This window comes from Kaistella haifensis DSM 19056, assembly GCF_000735695.2.
In the GTDB taxonomy this organism is placed as follows: Bacteria; Bacteroidota; Bacteroidia; order Flavobacteriales; family Weeksellaceae; genus Kaistella; species Kaistella haifensis.
In genome coordinates this window covers 140,692-156,988 of the sequence record NZ_JASZ02000002.1, presented here as the reverse complement: position 1 = coordinate 156,988, position 16,297 = coordinate 140,692, and the positions used below count along the sequence as shown (strand labels likewise).

The 16,297-nt window shown below is 39.1% G+C and carries 16 protein-coding genes; 11 read left to right on the top strand and 5 right to left on the bottom strand.

Going from position 1 to position 16,297, the window contains the following annotated elements; translation table 11 throughout:
• The first annotated feature begins 82 nt into the window (after window positions 1–82).
• From AP75_RS02075 to AP75_RS02065, 3 genes are all read left to right on the top strand, one after another.
• Window positions 83–2,212, top strand: a complete 2,130-nt coding sequence (locus AP75_RS02075; RefSeq protein ID WP_088263491.1) for a TonB-dependent receptor — start codon at window positions 83–85, stop codon at window positions 2,210–2,212.
• 498 nt (window positions 2,213–2,710) lie between these two features.
• The gene (locus AP75_RS02070; protein WP_084185967.1) at window positions 2,711–3,346 is read left to right on the top strand and encodes an ApaLI family restriction endonuclease; all 636 of its coding nucleotides are present in this window, start codon (window positions 2,711–2,713) and stop codon (window positions 3,344–3,346) included.
• Window positions 3,336–4,607 (top strand): DNA-methyltransferase, encoded by a 1,272-nt coding sequence (locus tag AP75_RS02065; RefSeq protein WP_088263490.1) that lies wholly within the window; start codon window positions 3,336–3,338, stop codon window positions 4,605–4,607. The genes AP75_RS02070 and AP75_RS02065 overlap by 11 nt, the downstream gene beginning before the upstream one ends.
• Before the next feature lie 59 nt (window positions 4,608–4,666).
• Here the strand turns inward: AP75_RS02065 and AP75_RS02060 are convergent, their stop codons facing one another.
• Window positions 4,667–6,220, bottom strand: coding sequence for an IS1182 family transposase (locus AP75_RS02060; protein WP_088263489.1), 1,554 nt, complete (start codon window positions 6,218–6,220; stop codon window positions 4,667–4,669).
• A gap of 134 nt (window positions 6,221–6,354) precedes the next feature.
• Here AP75_RS02060 and AP75_RS02055 point away from each other — a divergent pair, with 134 nt between their 5' ends.
• The gene (locus AP75_RS02055) at window positions 6,355–6,909 is read left to right on the top strand and encodes a hypothetical protein (RefSeq protein ID WP_088263488.1); all 555 of its coding nucleotides are present in this window, start codon (window positions 6,355–6,357) and stop codon (window positions 6,907–6,909) included.
• A 63-nt stretch (window positions 6,910–6,972) separates the two neighbouring features.
• On the top strand, window positions 6,973–7,767 hold the full coding sequence (locus AP75_RS02050) for a GLPGLI family protein (RefSeq protein WP_088263487.1): 795 nt from the start codon (window positions 6,973–6,975) through the stop codon (window positions 7,765–7,767).
• An 86-nt stretch (window positions 7,768–7,853) separates the two neighbouring features.
• Here the strand turns inward: AP75_RS02050 and AP75_RS02045 are convergent, their stop codons facing one another.
• Window positions 7,854–8,225, bottom strand: a complete 372-nt coding sequence (locus tag AP75_RS02045; RefSeq protein ID WP_242589748.1) for a phage integrase N-terminal SAM-like domain-containing protein — start codon at window positions 8,223–8,225, stop codon at window positions 7,854–7,856.
• Here AP75_RS02045 and AP75_RS14620 point away from each other — a divergent pair.
• A complete protein-coding gene (locus AP75_RS14620) occupies window positions 8,163–8,315 on the top strand; it encodes a hypothetical protein (protein ID WP_242589744.1) in 153 nt (50 codons plus the stop codon). The genes AP75_RS02045 and AP75_RS14620 overlap by 63 nt on opposite strands.
• A gap of 322 nt (window positions 8,316–8,637) precedes the next feature.
• On the opposite strand, the gene ltrA is transcribed toward AP75_RS14620, so the two are convergent.
• A complete protein-coding gene (ltrA, locus tag AP75_RS02040) occupies window positions 8,638–9,783 on the bottom strand; it encodes a group II intron reverse transcriptase/maturase (RefSeq protein WP_449404349.1) in 1,146 nt (381 codons plus the stop codon).
• A gap of 672 nt (window positions 9,784–10,455) precedes the next feature.
• On the opposite strand from ltrA, the gene AP75_RS02035 reads away from it, so the two are divergent.
• Together AP75_RS02035 and AP75_RS02030 are read left to right on the top strand one after the other, a co-directional pair.
• A complete protein-coding gene (locus AP75_RS02035) occupies window positions 10,456–11,184 on the top strand; it encodes a DUF4184 family protein (protein ID WP_031501851.1) in 729 nt (242 codons plus the stop codon).
• A 157-nt stretch (window positions 11,185–11,341) separates the two neighbouring features.
• Window positions 11,342–12,013, top strand: coding sequence for a hypothetical protein (locus AP75_RS02030; RefSeq protein ID WP_031501850.1), 672 nt, complete (start codon window positions 11,342–11,344; stop codon window positions 12,011–12,013).
• A 251-nt stretch (window positions 12,014–12,264) separates the two neighbouring features.
• Here AP75_RS02030 and AP75_RS02025 read toward each other — a convergent pair whose 3' ends face one another.
• Entirely contained in the window at window positions 12,265–13,371 is a 1,107-nt protein-coding gene (locus AP75_RS02025; protein WP_088263486.1) for an IS91 family transposase, read from the bottom strand.
• Window positions 13,355–14,236, bottom strand: a complete 882-nt coding sequence (locus AP75_RS02020) for a tyrosine-type recombinase/integrase (RefSeq protein WP_242589747.1) — start codon at window positions 14,234–14,236, stop codon at window positions 13,355–13,357. Before AP75_RS02020 ends, AP75_RS02025 begins: the two co-directional genes overlap by 17 nt.
• Here AP75_RS02020 and AP75_RS14615 point away from each other — a divergent pair.
• The 3 genes from AP75_RS14615 (at window position 14,174) to AP75_RS02010 (ending at window position 16,236) form a co-directional block, all read left to right on the top strand.
• Window positions 14,174–14,326, top strand: a complete 153-nt coding sequence (locus tag AP75_RS14615) for a hypothetical protein (protein ID WP_242589743.1) — start codon at window positions 14,174–14,176, stop codon at window positions 14,324–14,326. The genes AP75_RS02020 and AP75_RS14615 overlap by 63 nt on opposite strands.
• A gap of 78 nt (window positions 14,327–14,404) precedes the next feature.
• Window positions 14,405–14,602: a hypothetical protein gene (locus AP75_RS02015; protein ID WP_088263484.1), complete on the top strand. Its 198-nt coding sequence runs from the start codon at window positions 14,405–14,407 to the stop codon at window positions 14,600–14,602.
• 275 nt (window positions 14,603–14,877) lie between these two features.
• On the top strand, window positions 14,878–16,236 hold the full coding sequence (locus AP75_RS02010; RefSeq protein ID WP_088263483.1) for an IS110 family RNA-guided transposase: 1,359 nt from the start codon (window positions 14,878–14,880) through the stop codon (window positions 16,234–16,236).
• The last annotated feature ends 61 nt before the right edge of the window (window positions 16,237–16,297 follow it).

The window sequence follows — 16,297 nt, the reverse complement described above, 5'->3', positions numbered from 1 at the left end:
GATTGCAACGCTGTTACATCGAACAAATTGTTACATGACTTAATCTCCCCCTTTTATTCAATTAATCTCTAAAATTAAAAGAATGAAAGGAATTATTTTTTTAGGACTTTTTGCTGGTCCTTTTTACCTTGCACAATCGACGCAAGACACTTTGAAAATTCACGAAATCGAAAGTGTGAATTTCACAAAAAGACTTCCTGTTTCCAAAGAAATCATTATTGTAGAAAAAGATTTAGGGAACAAAAACCTTGGTCAGGATTTACCAATCTTGCTGAAAAACCAAACTTCGGTAATTTCCACTTCTGATGCCGGAAACGGCGTTGGATACACTGGTTTCAGAATTCGTGGTGTAGGTGGAAATGGCATCAATGTAATGATGAATGGCATTCCGTACAATGATTCGGAATCCCAAGGAACTTTTTTCGTGAATGTTCCGGATTTAACAAGTTCTGCTTCGCAAATTGTTATTCAGCGCGGGGTGGGAACTTCCACAAATGGAGTTTCAGCCTTTGGAGCGAGTGTCAACGTGATTTCTAAAAATCCGGAGGAGAAGTTTTATGTGAAATCCGACAACAGCTACGGTTCGTTTAACACCTATAAATACTCCGCCGAAATCGGTTCGGGAAAATTCTGGAAAGACCGACTGTCTCTATTGGGGCGCTACACCAAAATCCATTCGGATGGCTATATCGATCGTGCATTTTCAGATTTGAATTCCTATAATTTCACTGCACTTTTTGAAGAAAATAAAACCACAATCCGTTTGATGGCGTTTGGAGGCAAAGAAAAAACATACCAAGCCTGGAACGGAATCGATAAAGCAACTTGGGAAACTAATCCTAGATTTAATTATTCGGGAATGTACACCGATTTGTTCACAGGTGAAGACAAGTTCTACGATAATGAAACCGACAACTACAGACAAAATCATTATCAACTTTTATGGGAACAAAGATTCAATGATAAATGGAATTTAGAAACAACACTTCACTACACCAGAGGAAAAGGATATTACGAAAACTATAAAAGAGTTGACGAAACTGATGTAGATGCTACTCATTATTCAAATTATAATTTACCAGTACAGATTGTAGGAGGTTCTCCGGTAGAGATTACCGATTTTATCCGAAAAAAATGGCTGGATAATGATTTTTATGGAGTAGTTTCAACATTATACGGGAAATTAGGTAATCTTGATTTGAATTTCGGAGCAGTTGCCAATCAGTATTACGGAAGACATTTTGGTAATGTAACCGGCGTTTTTCTACCACAAATTGATGAACACGAATACTACCGAAATAATTCGGTGAAGAACGAAGTTTCTGGATTTGCCAAAGCAATTTATAAATTAAACCAATTTGAATTTTTTGGCGATTTGCAACTAAGAAACATTAATTATGATACAAAAATTGTCCAACAGGGCGATGGTGAAGGTGCAGATCTATACAGAAAATGGACTTTTTTCAACCCGAAAGTTGGTGTCAATTTCAATATTGAAAACGGAAAAGTATTCGTTTCGTATGCCAATGCACATCGCGAACCAAATAGAGATGACCTCTTTGCAAATCCTAGCACAAAAGAAGAAACCTTACACGATTTTGAGGCAGGTTGGGAACAGCAATTTGGAAAGGTTGTGTTGACGGCTAATGCGTATTATATGGATTACCAAAATCAGTTGGTTTTGTCAGGTAGAATCAACAATGTTGGTGAATTCATTCGTCAGAATGTAGATAAAAGTTATAGATTAGGAATTGAACTTTCTGCCCAAAGCAGACTTTCTGATAAAATTCAATTAGGAGCTAATTTATCTTTGAGTCAGAATAAGATTAAGGAAATCAACTCGCTTCAAAATGGTGCGGATGTTGTTTTGAAAGATTCTGATATCTCTTTTTCTCCTAACATCATTGCGAACGGAAATGTGATTTACTCGCCATTCAAAAATTTCAATCTTGGTGTTACTGCGCAATATGTGGGAAAACAATATTTGGATAATTTAGAAACTGCTGATAATCAATTAAAAGATTATTGGCTAACCGACTTTAATGCAAAATATACATTGAAAATCCAAAAAACGGAAATCGATTTCAAATTCCTGCTCAATAATATTTTCAACAAGAAATATGTAAACAACGGCTACGTGTATGAAGGACCGGTGTATTTCTCACAAGCGGGAACTAATTTCATGTTTGGGATGAGCATTAAAATTAAATAAAAAATGCCTTAATTTCACAAGAAAATATTGCTCTTTGAAGACTGCTTTTTCGGAAGCGGTCTTTTTAGTTTCGCAATTTAAAAGATGCATCCCTTTCCGTTACGAAAGCAGGTATACTTTCCAGAAATTTTCGCACTTAGGCAAAAAACTAAATTCTCACAGTTATTTACTACTAGAAACTTCAGCTAGGTTCTATGATATTTTAGTAATTAAAATCAATCATAATACTTCGTTTTTTGTATATGTTAAAATTTCTTAAAAACTCAATAAATTAGGCGGAATTATGGTAAAACAATTCATAATACGCAATACAAATTTACATATAATTCATTATTTAACAATACATTACTCGATATATTTAATTTATTTTAAAAAATACTTGGTACTTTCAAAAATCTGCGTATATTTGGGTGTTAGGCGTCATTGTACCAGACCGCACTAGAACCGAAACCAACCAAAATTTTGTACCTTGCAACCAATTATATAGACAAATTTAAAATGGAAGAATTAATACAAAGCATAAAGAATTTAGCAGAGGTTTATTCAGCAAACTTGAAAGGTAAAATTGAAGCGAGAACAGAAGAAATGAAAGCTGATGACAATGCTCACTATCTTATTTATCGTGTATTGGGAATTTCATTAGAACAAGGGCAACTTATAGACAGTTATCAAAATACGGGACGTTTTTTATATAAATACGCAGGTTCTTTTCTTGAAGCATCTGCGACTTTATGCCTAAATTATAAATTTCCAGAAGGTATAAAGACAAAAGTAGAAAACACCATCGGTCAAAGACCTAAAACTTTTGAAGTTGATTTTTTAAATGACAATGATGCTATTGAAGTTAAATGGAAAGATGCGACAACTGATGGAGACCACATCACAAAAGAACATACTAGAGTTCAAGTCATTAAAAATCACGGCTATAAACCTATTCGGATTATGTTCTTTTATCCACAAAGAACACAGGCAATAAGAATTCAACAGACATTGAAAACACTTTATGCTGGTGTTGACGGAGAATATTATGGAGGAGATGAAGCTTGGGATTTTTTAAAAGCATATTCTGGAGTTGACCTAAAAGCTATCTTAACTGAAATTGCTAACGAAAGAACACCTCAAGATGGAAATTAATAAAATAATTCACGGAAATTGTGTTGAAAAACTCAAAGAAATTGAAGCCAATAAAGTTGACTTGATTTATTTTGACCCACCATTTTTTACTCAAAGAAAACATTCTTTGACCAATAAAGACAATTCGAAAACTTACGAATTTGACGACAAGTATAATTCTATCGAAGAGTATTTGGCGGTAATAGAAAATGTTTTAGAGCAATCAAAAAGAGTTTTAAAAAACACTGGAAGCGTGTTTCTACATTGCGACAAAACAGCCTCGCACAACATAAGAATTGTTATGGACAAAGTTTTTGGACGTGACAATTTTCAAAGTGAAATCATTTGGTCTTACAAACGTTGGTCGAATGCAAAAAAAGGGCTTTTGAATGCTCATCAAGTAATTTTCTTTTATTCAAAAACACAAGATTTTAAATTTAACACACTTTATACCGACTATTCAGCTACAACAAATCTTGACCAAATTTTACAAGACAGAGAAAGAAATGAAAATGGAAAATCGGTTTATAAAAGAGATGAAAATGGAAATCCAGTTTTAGGAAAAGAGAAAAAAGGCGTGCCACTTTCTGACGTTTGGGAAATCCCCTATCTAAATCCAAAAGCGAAAGAAAGAACAGGTTATCCAACTCAGAAACCAGTTTTATTATTAAATCAAATTCTAAGTATTGCAACCGAAGAAGGAGATTTAGTTCTTGACCCATTCTGCGGAAGCGGAACTACTTGTGTTTCTGCAAAATCATTAAAAAGGAATTTTATTGGAATAGATGTTTCTGTTGATGCAGTAGAGTTGGCTAATTCACGTTTAGAAGAAATGATAATTTCTTCATCCAATTTATTAAGCAAAGGAACAAATGAATATTTTGAGAAAACAGATAAAGAACTTGCAATTCTTCAAAATATCAATGCCTTTCCAGTTCAACGAAATTCAGGGATTGACGGCTTTTTAAAAGAACACTGCGATGGAATGCCTGTTCCTGTAAAAATTCAAACTGAACACGAAAGTATAGAAGATGCAATTGAAAAACTAGAGAAAGCTACTTACGGAAAAGACTATAAGATGAAAATTTTAATCCAAACAAAGGAAACTGGAATAAGTAGACTTTTTGGATTTGAAACTGAAGTTACCATATTGAAATCTCTTGAATTACAAACGAAAGAACTGACGAGGAAAAACAACGAACGCCTAACAAGGGTAACCGTTGCACAACTCCACATTTTCAGTAATTTCCAAAGTAAAACCATAAAAAACGGCCTCCTTTAAAGCGATTTAAGGGAGGTTTCTATTTTTGTCGGGCAAAGGAGCTGAGGTTTTCGGGTGGCTTAAATTGAAGTGATCAGCGAACTGTGGAACCGGTTTAGAAAAAGCCGGAGTATCCCTTCCGGAAGGTGCATAATCTGGGCATTGCTTTTTGGTTTCCGGGAGATAAACTTCAGGTACTTCTTCAGGTTGTAAGCCAAAGCGGCCATTAAAACATGCTTGTTGGCGTTTTTCATGCCCCGCGTGTTGACCCTCTTCATGCTGTGGTAGTTGATTAGCGTGCCCAGCACCGGCTCCACCGTGGAGCTGCGGCGTTTGGTGAGGAAGCGTGTGTAGTTTTTGTCCCTGTTCAGCTTCTCGTGCATCGCATCGTAGAGCGGCTTGTGGATACTGTCCTCTATCTTCTTGAACTTAGTTACCCTGCCGCAGCACTGGGCACGCAGCGGACAGTCCTTACAGTCACGCTCGCTGCTGCGGTAGCTCTTCTTTTGGTAGCCCTTGCTGTCGGTGAGGATTCTCTTGAACTGTAAGACAGCTCCGTTGCCGCCTTTTTGAGTGCAGCGGTAATGATCCTCCTCCTGCGTTTCTCCTTTTACAAATTCAAATCCCTCCCGTTCCGCTTTGTACTGCCCGAAGTTCGGGATAAACGCATTGATGCCGTTCTTTTCGCAATACTCCAGGCTCTCGCCACTGCTGTAGCCGGCATCCAGCAATGCTTCCTCCGTCCTTATGCCGTGCTGTTCCAGGTTTTCCAGCATGCGGTCCATAATCTCGTGCATGATTGCACTGTCCTTGCTGCCGGCCGTGCTCGCGCAGGCTCCCGTGATAACATGATGTTTGTCGTCCACCGCTATCTGTCCGGCATAGTTGAGCTGCCTCGCTTTGCCCGGTTTTACCGAGATTTTGGCATCCGGATCCGTGGGAGAATAATGGGTATGATTGGAGAGGAACTTGGGACGCAGCGGGTTGCCGTCCTCGTCCCTCCTGTCCTCGTTTTTGCTGGCTCCGGGCATGTCTTTGTATTCTTTTTCCTTCCAGGCGTGGTGCTGTTCTACAAGTTTCTTTCGGGCCGAAGTTACCTTGTACTCGCTGTTCTCCTCCAGTTCCTCCACAAACGCTGAAGCGTCTTCCAAAACTTCCTTTTCAACCAGGCTGTCCATGCTTGCATTGGCCTTAATGAAGGCTGAATCCACCGCCTGGCGCTTCCCGCGCACCATGCCTTTCTCTATGCAGAGGCTCAGGATTTTTTGGAACAGTTTCATAAAGAGTTCCTCCCCGAAAAGCGCCCGCGTCCTGGATATGGTGGAATGCCACGGAAGCTCCTCATCCAGGTCGTAGCCCAGGAAAAGGCGGATGGAGAGGCTGTCTGAACAGAACCGCAGCAAGGCGCGGTCGCTGTTTAAATTGTTCAGGTAGCCCACTAACAGTATCTTGAAAAAGACCACAGGATCGATGCTGTCCTGCCCGCAACGGCCGTAATAATGAGAGGTTGACTTGTAGAGGAAGCTAAAGGGTACTTCCTGACTGATTTTACGGTAGAAATCATCCTGGGGAACGAGCCCCTCCAGGCTGAGTTCGTAGAAGATTTTCGGTTCAAATGTTTTTCTGCCTTGCATACGCTAATTTACGGAGAATAAACGATATATACAATTGATTTTCAATATTTTAAACCCGTTTATAACCACATTTTCTATTTCTGAAATCTTTTTACCGTATCTTTGAAAAGAGGTTGTGCAACAGGCACATTGTATTGGCAAAATGCGGGGAGAAGTGCGAAATTGAAAAGCACAAAAATAATCCGCTCATGCTTTTCAATTCTGCAATTTTTTGTAAGTTAGCAGTATTGAAAAAGCATTCGCTATGTTTGGTCGAAATTGAACTTTCAGTTCCATTTAGCCCGCACTTCGCCAATACTTTTTCCGTTATCGGCAATGATATAAAAATTACGAAATCTGATGCAAAATTGAAAAAAAATAAAAATAAATTTTGTTCTTTAAAAGATTTTTTATTAATTTATCAACTCAATATAAAACTTTTAATTTATATGAAAAAATTACTTTTAACAGTCGCTTTAGGAGGCATAACTTTAGTAAGTGCTTCAACGGGAAAAGTTGTTAAGAAAGTTACAACTACTGCACCAAAAAAAATTGAAACAAAAATTATTAAGAAAAAAACAGCAAGTGCTGATTGGAGTTGTGTTAGAGTTTCTTATGATTGTGGCACTACAGGTTGGGCTTGTGGTGGATCTACATTGGAAATAATTATGAATGCTTGGGACGCATATGATATTGCTTGTCCAAACTAAAGAAACGACCTAAAAAGTGGGCATTACTAACAAGTAATGCTCTTTTTATTTTAATTATATACTATGAAAAATTATATATTATTGACTTTTTTTTTATTAGTCTCCATGAGTGCATATAGCCAGATTCAAATTGATAAAAATTATCAATTAGGTTATAGATTAGAATATTTGTCTGATTCTACGGACATCAACAGTAGAAAAAAAGAGGATTTTACATTATTGGTTGAAGGAGGTAAATCTTATTTTACAAGTGATATTTTTTTAAAGAGGGATTCTATAGTAAACAGTATGAAAATTAATAAAAATTTAGAATTAAATTTTTCAAAAGTTCCAAACACTCGTTTTAAGTATGTAATTGTAAAAGAAGATAATACAATTAATTATTATGAAAGTCTTTTAAAATATAAATTTAATTACACTGAGCTATCTAATTTCAATTGGAAATTATTAAGTGAAAAAAGTAAAATTGGTGATTTTAATTGTCAAAAAGCAATTACTAATTATGGCGGAAGAACTTGGATTGCTTGGTATACAACAGAAATTCCAATTTATGATGGACCATATAAATTTAATAATCTTCCAGGATTGATTGTAAAAGTTTCTGATACAAAAAACAACTACTCGTTTGATTTAATTAGCATTAAGAAGGGTATTTTATTTGAAAATACAATACTAAAAGATAGCTATTTTACTCAACATAAAAAAATTAGTAAAGAAGAATATTTTAAAGCAGTAAATAATATCAATGAAAATATTATTAATGAAATGTCAATGTCAGGATTTACTGTTGCACCTGAAAGTGTAGATAGAGTTAAAACGAATATGAAAAAAAGGAATAATCCGATAGAATTTAAATAAAAAACCACTGCCGATAATAACTAAGCTTTCGTCTTGTCCGCAGGACACGAGATGAAAGCCCGTTGAACGGAAGCTCCGGTGGCTTTTCAGCGGTATGATGGTCCTCTTATGGGGATGTCGTTTTTAGAATTTAGAGGTGCAAAGCAGTTTTTTCGGAAGGACTGAAGCTTTCGCCAGATTTCTTCACGGCTTAAAATAGTGGGAAGTTTTTTCACTTTTGGAATCGCGGGAAGATGGAGGTAGCTGTAAGGCAAGCCTTCGGTTTTCAGCAAAAACCGCAGTCCGTAAACGGTATGTTTAAAGTACGACTGAGAAGGGGTTTTTGATCGCTTTTGAAGTTCAAAAAGGTAATCTTTGATGTCTTCCGGGTCTAATTCGGTAGGGACTTTACCGAAATGAAGCGCCAAGGCTGCAACGTGCCTGGAATAATTGTCGAAGGTACGCTTGCTTCTGCCCAGGATGGAAATATTTCTTTCAAAGCGTTGCAGAAGTTCGGCAAAACCTTTAATTTCGCTCGAGGCACGATTCAGGAATTTGTTTGTCCTTAAATCCTCCGGAGATTTTTTTTTGTAGCCATTTCATGAGTTTTTAAAAGGTTAATAAAAACAAAGTTACTAAAACGGCGAATGGGAAAAGCTACCGGAGGTTTAGTTCAATCGAGTAGACGGCTCCGCTCATAATCGAACGGAGTACGCCTCTCACACCACCGTACGTACGGGTCTCGTATACGGCGGTTCGTATCTTGATGGGTTAAGTGATAGATGAAGTTCTAACATGGCGATGTAACCACGCTTCTTTAGCCTTGAAATAGTGATTGTTGTTCCTAAAATAGGACTTTGTGCCACTGCCCATCCTCCTTTCCGAGTTCGACTATATGCATACGCAAGGCTTTGTTCGATTCCTAATCGAATGAGGTTTTTTTCTCTTCCGTTCGGGCTTCTTCCAATCATGCCAAATGCAATACCGCAGTCGGTTTCTCAGCCATCCGTCAAAGTTGAGGAGTTTTCCCTTGATACTTGTTCCTCGAAAATAGTTTAACCATCCACGCTGAACTTCGTTAATCTTTTGGATGCGCTCATCAAAACTTATCGGAGCGGTTTTGCGGGTGAGGGATTTTAGTCGCTCTTTCAATTGTGTCCACGCTTTCTTGCCTACTACCAATTGGTATTTGCCCTTGTCCCCTTTCTTATAAGTAGATTCGAATCCGAATCCCAGTAGTTCAAATTGTACTGGCTTTCTAACGCCACTTTTCTCACCATTAATAGTGAGTTTAAGTTTCGTTTTCAAGTACTTTTCTATGGCTTTTAACGTTGCAGTTGCATGGCTTTTATACTGGGTATAAATACTAAAATCATCTGCGTAGCGTATAAATCGAAGTTTACGTTTTGTCAATTCTTTATCCAACTCATTGAGCAGGATATTCGACAATAACGGACTTAAAGGAGAACCTTGCGGAACTCCCTTTCTTCGTTTGTGTAATTGACCATTGATTAGAATTGGGGCTCGTAACCATTTGCGGATTAAGCGCATGGTTATTGGGCATTTTACCTTTCGATAAAGTAAGTTCAGAAGGATGCAGTGGTCTACTTCATCAAAGAAGGTCTTTAGATCAATGTCTACAATAAATGGATAACCTTCATGGATATGCTCCAACGCTTTACCAACTGCTTGGCGGGCGTTTTTATTAGGTCTGAATCCATAACTGTGAACACTAAATTCATTCTCATAGTGTGGCATCAGAACTTGTGATACCGCTTGTTGTAACACTCTATCGGTTACTGTTGGTATTCCTAAAAGTCGGGTTTTACCATTTCCTTTAGGAATTTCTGCTCCAAGAATGGGTTGGGGAAGATAACACCTCTCTTTTATGGAAGAATAAAGTCGTGTTTTCTCTTTCCGAAGATAATCAGATAGTTCTTGCACGTTCATTCCGTCCACGCCAGCACTGCCTTTATTCGCAATTACTTGCTGTAAGGCTCGTTGCATGTTACGAGGATGTAATACTCTTTCAATCATTCTTGTTCTTTTACTTTAACCTGTTCCGCTTTCCCAAGGCTATTCCGTTTAACGGGAATTCCATTGTGAATTAAGAACCAAAATACGTTCAGTCCTTCCTCGGGTTGTGAGTCCTCCGATTTATTCATCGGCTCGTTGCTCCTAAGTACTATGACTTCTGCTGACTTCTTCGTTTTACCAACTCGTGGCTACGAAGATCTCCCCAGGTAATGGCATCTTCTTTCACTCAATTCCTGCCGTATCTACATTTATGCACTTTTGTAATCTTAGGGCGTTACAATGATGTGCTTGCTTACCCATGCATAAATGCCTCTTATACGGTTCCTGTTCGTCAGTACCGAGTTTTGTAGTCTCGCTTCCTTCAGATGTAACCTCACGGTTACCACCCTTGCGACTTACTAATGGTTCAAGGCGTTACCCTCGCCCATAAGGGACTTGCACCCTCTAGATTAATTTCCTACTTTCGTAAGAGAAAGATGCCCATGCTGGGCACACACAAGGGTTTGGCAATAGCGGGCGGAAATTTATCAGTTCACGTTTTGTGCTTCGATTAAAATTTGTATTTTAGTTGAAAGTTTCGGCTTCGGTTTGCCCGCCATCGCCAAGCCCCGAAACGTTACCACCAATTATAAAAGACGACCCTGAAACAAATAAACGAACAGACAAAAAGAAATGCCATTTACATTTTCACACCCAGCAATAGTTTTACCGTTGACATTTTTGCCTCGACAATGGTTCTCGTTGACTGGACTTGTAATCGGTAGTATGACACCAGACTTTGAATACTTTTTAAGAATGAGAATTAAGAGCAATTACAGCCACACAATTGACGGACTTTTTTGGTTCGACTTACCTTTAGGACTGTTGCTTGCTTTCATTTTTCACAACATTGTTCGAGACAGTTTATTCGACAACTTGCCGACAATTTTAAAATCAAGATTTTCGGCATTTAGACAGTTTGACTGGAATGGACACTTCAAAAGAAATTGGTTAGTAGTGACAATTTCAATTCTAATCGGTGCAGCTTCTCACATATTTTGGGACAGCTTTACTCACGACCACGGCTATTTCGTTCAAACAATTCCAGCATTACAAAACTCGGTGGACTTTTTAGGCAGACAAATTCCAATGCTGAAAATATTACAACACGGTTCAACTTTACTTGGTGGACTTGTAATTGTTTTTGCCATTTACAAACTGCCGACAAACAAGACTGAAAAAGAAAATATAAATTTGAAATATTGGACAATTTTAGCAGGACTAACTTTGACAATTATTGCAGTAAGACTTTTAAGCGGACTTGACTATAAACAATACGGAAACGTAATTGTGACAGCTATTTCCGCAGGACTAATTTCATTAACAATAACACCGTGGCTGACAAGGACGAAAGAAAAATAACTGGTGGTACAACAGGCGTTTGGCAAAAAAGCGGGTTCAGTGCTTAAATGAAGCTTTGTGCTTCGTATCAAGTTCAGTGCTGGCGGACAGTTTAGTGCTTCGAAAACCGCTTCTTCGCCAAGCGCCGAAACGTTGTGCGATATTTTAAACCAATATTATGTATAGAATTGCAAACGATATTTCAAAATTAAAAAATAACCCTTCCAATTATTTAGGCGAAAGAAATTTATACGAGTTGGCAAGGTATATTGATAGAATTAATGTTGCGCATTCTTTTGAAGACAATATCTTATTCTCCAAATACTGCCAATTATATTTTTCCGAAAAGGTTGATATTGATTGGGTTCAGATTATTTTAAATTATTGCAATGGGAATAGTAGTGTGGCTTTCGACCTTTTCTTTGAGGTTTATGAAGATTTTTTTACCGACGACTCGCAAATTGACACAAGATTGATTTTGCACAAAGCCTTATACTATGCATTTATAGAAATTCGACACAGTCAAGACAATAACGCTAGATTGTTGGCTGATTTATGCCATAACATACCTTTAAAACTAAATAGTGTTTTGCAAGATAGAATCATCCATAAATATGATGCCATTTTAGAGTCTATAATAGAGCAATATTGGAATGACGAATTTGCCATCTCTTTTTTTGTCAATAACTTTCCTGAAATAAAGGGTTGTTTTCGGCAAGTTTGGAAATCTCCAACTTCTACGACAATAATCTCTCGCGGTTCTGCAGAGCTAATTCAAGATGATGAAATTTTAGTCAAGGAATTTTTTGCGATCAGAGCCAAATCGATAAAAATTAAATCACAATGTTAAAAAAAAACATCGCACAATAACTAAGCTTTCGTTTTGTCTGCAAGACAAGAAATGAAAGCCCGTTGAACGGAAGCTCCGGTGGCTTTTCAGCAGTATGATGGTCCTCTTATGGGGATGTCGTTTTTAGAATTTAGAGGTGCAAAGCAGTTTTTCAGAAGGACTGCTTTTTTTTGTGGCGTTGGGTAGCCTTTGGAAGCGGGTTCTGCGGGGTTTTACTGGCGGTAGGGCACAGCTTCCCTTACCCGCAAAGGTTATTTTGCAGACAAAGGTTGGGTAACGAAAAGAAAATCCTGCGGCGGACCGCGCTGCCCGAAAACGGCAATGGTCACCAGGTTTCCCTCCTTGCAGCACCGGCATTTATTGAGCAGCGTTTTGGGTGTTACCTCCGGGATCTTGATCTTTAAATCGGATTGCAGAGCCTGAAGTTTCCCACGTTTCCAGCTGCTGCTCAAAATCCCGTAATGGCGGATCCGCACAAACCTTTTTGGCAGAATGTGCAGACTGAAGCGCCTGATAAACTCCACATGGGATAGGGTCATCTCCTTTTTTTCGCCACCTTTCCGGTAATCTTTGTAGCTAAAATGCACTTTTTTATCGGTAACTTCTTTGATACGGTGGTTGCTGATGGCGACTTTGTGGGTGTACCTGCCCAAGTACTCGATGACCTGTTTCGGGCCGCCAAAAGGACGTTTTGCATAGACGACCCAGTTCTTGGTAAAGAGTTTATCCATTAAATTGGAATCTTTTACTCCCGAAGTTCTCAATAAAGCCACAAACTTTGCCCGGAATACTTTGCTCATCGCTTTTACAGAGAAGAGATATTTATCGGTTCGTACTTTCTTTTTCCACTTTCCGTGATGATCAATTCCGCCGCCAGGAACAATGCAGTGCAGGTGCGGATGCAAGCTCAGGTTCTGTCCCCACGTGTGAAGTATCGCAATCATTCCGAGCTGTATTCCTTCGGTGTTACCGAATTGGTTTAAAGTTGCCCAGGCGGCTTCAAACAATGTTTTGTAAATGAGTGTGGGATTTGCAATTGCCAAACCGTTCAGCTCTTCGGGAAGCGTGAAAACGAGATGATAATAGCTGCACGGGAGTAAATCCGCTTCGCGCTTCTGAATCCATTCTTCTTTTTTATGACCTTGACATTGCGGACAATGCCGATTACGACACGAGTTGTAACTGATGGAAAGATTTCCGCAACCGTCGCACGCATCGATATGGCCGCCCAAGGCGGAAGTCCGACAATAGGACAAAGCCCGAAGCGTTTTTTCCTGATGACCCGTAAAATTTTGAGCCGATAAATTGATTTTGCGCAGAACGTCGGCTACACTTCTGCCCTTACTTCGGGATTCCATTTTTGCGGCATAAAGCGAAAACGGTATCCAAAGGACTGTGAGGCTTCTGATCCGAAAGCTGGCAGACATGAAGATATTCCATGGTCGATTCAATTCTTTCATGACCCAGAAGTTTCTGAACCATGATGATCGGAACGCCTTCTTCCAGCAGATGCGTGGCGTAGCTGTGGCGCAAAGTATGGGTGTGAACCTCTTTGGTGATGCCGGCTTTTTTAGAAATGGTTTTTATTACCCACTGCACACCGCGCTGGCTGTAGCGGGAGTCAAAATCAGGTTTCTGTAAAGCGTTTTGATGTGTTTTTAAATCAATCTCCTCAATATTCCTGTTGTGGTTCCCATTGAATAAATACTGATCCGGATTTTCAATACTGATGAAGGTTTTCAAGCCTCTGATTAAATGTTCGGACAGGGGAACATAGCGGTCTTTGCTGCCTTTACCCTGAACGATATGCAGCATCTTCCGGTCAAAATCCAAATGCTGAAGCTTGATATTCCTTACTTCCATACAGCGCAGTCCGCAACCGTAGATCAGGCCGATGAGCAGTTTGTGTTTCAGGAGTTCAGCACTTTGAAGCATTCGCCAGATTTCTTCACGGCTTAAAATAGTGGGAAGTTTTTTCACTTTTGGAATCGCGGGAAGATGGAGGTAGCTGTAAGGCAAGCCTTCGGTTTTCAGCAAAAACCGCAGTCCGTAAACGGTATGTTTAAAGTACGACTGAGAAGGGGTTTTTGATCGCTTTTGAAGTTCAAAAAGGTAATCTTTGATGTCTTCCGGGTCTAATTCGGTAGGGACTTTACCGAAATGAAGCGCCAAGGCTGCAACGTGACGGGAATAATTGTCGAAGGTACGTTTGCTTCTGCCCAGGATGGAAATATTTCTTTCGAAGCGTTGCAGAAGTTCGGCAAAACCATTAACTTCGCTCGAGGCACGATTGAGAAATTTGTTGGTCCTTAAATCCTCCGGAGATTTTTTTTTGTAGCCATTTTATATGTTTTTTAAGGGTTAATAAAAACAAAGTTACTAAAACGGCGAATGGGAAAAGCTACCGGAGGTTTAGTTCAACAGCAGTTTGGCAAAATGGCGGGTTCATTGCTAAATTCAAGTTCAGTTCTTCGATTGAACTTTTGTGCAAAACTCAACATTTGTGCTTCGATTTCCGCCACTTCGCCAAGCTGCAAACCGTTACCTGCAATTCCCCTACTCGAAAACGAAGTTGTTTTTAGCCGCTAACGAGGAGGAGTCGGCGTGAAAAATTCAATATTCCAAATCCATTATTTCTTACCTTAGTACCTGCTCCTTGAAAAGACCGGTTTAAGCAATGGTGTTTAAAAAACCCGTCTGCAATTCAGGTAAGATTGCACAAAAGTCTTTGGTAGTAATACTTCAGACGGTGTTAGTTTTTAATGGTGAGTCCGCCAAAAGCAGATATCCCGATCAGAATAATTTCAAATTTAGCAAAGTGCAATCCTTGGAGTTTTTATTGGTTTAATTTAAAAAATTAAGACATGGAAATTAAGAAGCAGATTTCACTCGAAGTGGTACATCCCAATGCGTGTGGAATAGACATTGGCAGCCGCAGCCACTGGGCAGCTGTAGGGCAAAATGCCGAGGATGTAAAAGAATTTGGGGTGTACAGCCAAGATCAGCTCGAGATGTGTAACTGGCTACACTCAAAAGGTGTTACCTCCATTGCAATGGAATCCACCGGAACTTACTGGCAAAACCTATTTTCCACTTTGGTGGGCCAGGGTTTTGAGGTGATTTTGGTGAATGGCAGACAAACCAAAAACATCAAAGGAAAAAAGACCGACATTAAAGATTGTCAGTGGATACAGAAACTGCATTCTCTCGGGCTTTTGAGTGCCAGTTTTTTGCCAGATTCGGACACGGATACTGTACGGACCTATTCCAGACACCGGCAGAATCTGCTGAAGCAATCCGCATCATGCGTCAGGAGAATTCAAAAATACCTTCGGTTGATGAATATGCGGTTAGAAGTCGTGGTAAGGGATGTAGTTGGCCTTACCGGATCATCGATTATTGAGGCTTTTTTAAAGGGTGAGCATCAAGGTGAGGACTTGGCAAAACTCCGTCATTATAATTGCCGGAAATCAGAGGAAGAAATTGCAAAAGCCCTGCAATTTAACGGTCGTAAAGATTATCTTTTTGCTTTGCAACAGGAGTGGAACTCCTATAAACACCTTCAACAGCAAATCACAGAGACAGATTTACAAATTGATCAACTGCTGAAAGAACTCATCGATAAAGACGACCATAAGAAACAGCATACCATTGAAAAAAAAAAGCACAAGCGAAAAAACAAAAATGCGGTAAGCCAAACGGATATGAATTTAATTGCTTACCAATACTTCGAAGGTGTAGATCTGATGGCTATTGAAGGGGTAAGTGAGGGATTGATTATGACCCTTATTGCTGAAATCGGATTAGACGGTATTAGGAAATTCCCCACTGCTAAACAGTTCACGGCCTGGCTTAGGCTTGCGCCAAACAACAAGATAAGCGGAGGCAAGGTGCTGTCCAACCACATCCCGAAAGGAAGTTCAAGGCTCAAAATTGCCTTTCGAAACACTGCCAATGCCATCGGTAATCTCAAAGAAGGCTGGCTCGCAGACTTTTTCAAAAGGTTGAACTACAAGAAAGGAAGAGCAACTGCTGTCTCTGCACTGGCCCGCAAACTTGCCGTCATCATCTGGAACATGCTTGTGAAAGGGCAAAGCTACCAACCACCTTCACTATATCTGTTCCTTGACGAGAAAAGAAAAATTGCTGCAGCCAAAAGAATTCAAAAACAAATCACTAAATTTGGATTGACTGACAGAGATATTGAAATCACAAAATACTGATTATCAATATTAAAATTTAACGTTAGTCAGAATTCTTTCTTTCCTAGTATTTATTTGGACT

What these genes read in the sequence shown, in the direction of transcription:
- AP75_RS02075 (WP_088263491.1), top strand. Translation starts at nt 83, where the DNA reads ATGAAAGGAATTATTTTTTTAGGACTTTTTGCTGGTCCTTTTTACCTT.
- AP75_RS02070 (WP_084185967.1), top strand. Translation starts at nt 2,711, where the DNA reads ATGGAAGAATTAATACAAAGCATAAAGAATTTAGCAGAGGTTTATTCA.
- AP75_RS02065 (WP_088263490.1), top strand. Translation starts at nt 3,336, where the DNA reads ATGGAAATTAATAAAATAATTCACGGAAATTGTGTTGAAAAACTCAAA.
- AP75_RS02060 (WP_088263489.1), bottom strand. Translation starts at nt 6,220, where the DNA reads ATGCAAGGCAGAAAAACATTTGAACCGAAAATCTTCTACGAACTCAGC.
- AP75_RS02050 (WP_088263487.1), top strand. Translation starts at nt 6,973, where the DNA reads ATGAAAAATTATATATTATTGACTTTTTTTTTATTAGTCTCCATGAGT.
- AP75_RS14620 (WP_242589744.1), top strand. Translation starts at nt 8,163, where the DNA reads ATGAAGCGCCAAGGCTGCAACGTGCCTGGAATAATTGTCGAAGGTACG.
- ltrA (WP_449404349.1), bottom strand. Translation starts at nt 9,783, where the DNA reads ATGATTGAAAGAGTATTACATCCTCGTAACATGCAACGAGCCTTACAG.
- AP75_RS02035 (WP_031501851.1), top strand. Translation starts at nt 10,456, where the DNA reads ATGCCATTTACATTTTCACACCCAGCAATAGTTTTACCGTTGACATTT.
- AP75_RS02030 (WP_031501850.1), top strand. Translation starts at nt 11,342, where the DNA reads ATGTATAGAATTGCAAACGATATTTCAAAATTAAAAAATAACCCTTCC.
- AP75_RS02025 (WP_088263486.1), bottom strand. Translation starts at nt 13,371, where the DNA reads ATGGAATCCCGAAGTAAGGGCAGAAGTGTAGCCGACGTTCTGCGCAAA.
- AP75_RS14615 (WP_242589743.1), top strand. Translation starts at nt 14,174, where the DNA reads ATGAAGCGCCAAGGCTGCAACGTGACGGGAATAATTGTCGAAGGTACG.
- AP75_RS02015 (WP_088263484.1), top strand. Translation starts at nt 14,405, where the DNA reads ATGGGAAAAGCTACCGGAGGTTTAGTTCAACAGCAGTTTGGCAAAATG.
- AP75_RS02010 (WP_088263483.1), top strand. Translation starts at nt 14,878, where the DNA reads ATGGAAATTAAGAAGCAGATTTCACTCGAAGTGGTACATCCCAATGCG.